Consider the following 1,640-nt stretch of genomic DNA (forward strand, 5'->3'; position numbering starts at 1 on the left):
TCTGAAACTTGACTGTTTTTTACTTGCTTATTTTAGAAGAAATGTTATTCTTTTAAGTATTCTTAATGCTAGGAGTGATTATTTTGCCATTTATTGCGATTTTATTCGATTTGGTTGCGGCAGCAGCTTACTTTCTCCAATACAATCATCAAAGTTCAGAAGTCCTGTTTGTTGGAATGATTTTTCAAGGTGTGATCACCCTTCTGCTTCTCATCATGATGATCAGCTACAAAGGAAAAAAATATGCACGTGTCCAGACAGAAATATTTGTTAAATATGTTTCTATTCGTTATGGGATCATCATTCTTTCCTTTTTAGTGAATGCGATCGTCCTCTTTTTATATGTATTGAATTACTTAAATATCAATCCATTGATTTTTTCTAGATAGATAACTTGTATTTAGCGGAACAGTTCTCGCGTATTAGCAGAGTGCTGTTCCGCTTTTTCATCGGTCTCTTCTTCTTTAGTTTTCCTAGCATTTCATTTGTGATGTATGCAATAACATGTTATCTTTTATTATATGAATCGTTGAGGAGTCCGTTACATGATTACGTTGGTTAGAGTTTTGTTTTGGTTGCCTTCGGTCGTTCTGATTGCAATTATTTTTTATCTTATGCATTGGAATAAAGAACGGTTTTATTTGGCTGTTTTGACTCTTCCGGTTATTTATTTTATGTGGAAGGTTTTTAATTACAACTACTTTGAACCTGATAGTGTTTTTGTAGAAGAATTATCAGGGTTGGTTTTGTCTCTAATGATCGTCATTCTTTATTTGATACGTTTAAATAAAAAACATTGAGTGTTATTGATTGCTTGTGTAGCTTTCTATGGTCATTACAAAACTATTCTATTATGATGAAAGGTGATTAAATGAGTATCGAAGAAGCTATTTTACTGGATACTTTACGTTGTCGTCTGAATTTTTTAAGAACTGGCCGATCTTTATCCCAAGTAGCTGTTTCTAACGCGTTAAGTATCCCTTTATTCAAATATCGCAAATACGAACAAGGGGATGAAATTCCAAGTATCATTGAATTAATCTATATCGCCGACTTTTATGATATTTCCGTTGACTACCTGATTGGTCGCTCAGAAACAGCAAGCAAACTTAAATGATTTTTTCCAGCCATTGTGCTGGTTTTTTCATTTAATGTTTACAGTGAAAAAACTATGTACAAAAAGGAGATGTATCTATGCGTTTATGGCATGAAAAATTGATTTCAAAGCTTCCTCGTCAGCAGCTTTTAGGACAACATCGGGAATGCTGTGCGTTGAGAGGAAATGGTTGGGGAAAAAAACACGCCACTGTAGATTATGTCTTCCGCTATTCTCCTTATAAATTATTTCAGTATCATCAACTTGTCATGGACGAAATGGAAAAACGTGGCTACAGCCCAGCACCAGAATGGACAGATCCTATGTACCGTGGCAAATCATGCGAAGCATTTTTTGATTTACCTGCTGTAGAACGTAGCGTGCCGATTTATCCGGAACATGATGAAGTGTATCTAGCAGAGTGTTTAGCAAATTTGGAGCAAAAAGGAATTTATCTTACCTAAAAAAAAGAGGCTGGGACAGAAGCGTTTAACTCCAAGAAATAAGAGGGAATTCACGAAAATTGCTATTCAAATTTTGTGAA

4 protein-coding genes are annotated in these 1,640 nt (G+C 34.8%); all 4 read left to right on the forward strand.

Annotated features, from left to right (window positions below):
• Positions 1–65: 65 nt before the first annotated feature.
• The 4 genes from ESP02_RS13085 (at position 66) to ESP02_RS13100 (ending at position 1,560) form a co-directional block, all read left to right on the forward strand.
• Positions 66–389, forward strand: a complete 324-nt coding sequence (locus tag ESP02_RS13085; protein ID WP_002374663.1) for a hypothetical protein — start codon at positions 66–68, stop codon at positions 387–389.
• Between the two features lie 156 nt (positions 390–545).
• Positions 546–800, forward strand: a complete 255-nt coding sequence (locus ESP02_RS13090; RefSeq protein ID WP_002374661.1) for a hypothetical protein — start codon at positions 546–548, stop codon at positions 798–800.
• A 71-nt stretch (positions 801–871) separates the two neighbouring features.
• The gene (locus ESP02_RS13095) at positions 872–1,117 is read left to right on the forward strand and encodes a helix-turn-helix domain-containing protein (RefSeq protein ID WP_002374660.1); all 246 of its coding nucleotides are present in this window, start codon (positions 872–874) and stop codon (positions 1,115–1,117) included.
• 77 nt (positions 1,118–1,194) lie between these two features.
• Entirely contained in the window at positions 1,195–1,560 is a 366-nt protein-coding gene (locus ESP02_RS13100) for a TIGR02328 family protein (protein WP_002374659.1), read from the forward strand.
• Positions 1,561–1,640: the final 80 nt, after the last annotated feature.

Origin of the sequence: Enterococcus sp. NBRC 3427 (assembly GCF_007996925.1) — a bacterium.
GTDB classification, from domain to species: domain Bacteria; phylum Bacillota; class Bacilli; order Lactobacillales; family Enterococcaceae; genus Enterococcus_B; species Enterococcus_B lactis.

Coding starts and splice junctions, on each gene's coding strand:
- ESP02_RS13090 (WP_002374661.1), top strand. CDS start 546: ATGATTACGTTGGTTAGAGTTTTGTTTTGGTTGCCTTCGGTCGTTCTG.
- ESP02_RS13100 (WP_002374659.1), top strand. CDS start 1,195: ATGCGTTTATGGCATGAAAAATTGATTTCAAAGCTTCCTCGTCAGCAG.
- ESP02_RS13095 (WP_002374660.1), top strand. CDS start 872: ATGAGTATCGAAGAAGCTATTTTACTGGATACTTTACGTTGTCGTCTG.
- ESP02_RS13085 (WP_002374663.1), top strand. CDS start 66: ATGCTAGGAGTGATTATTTTGCCATTTATTGCGATTTTATTCGATTTG.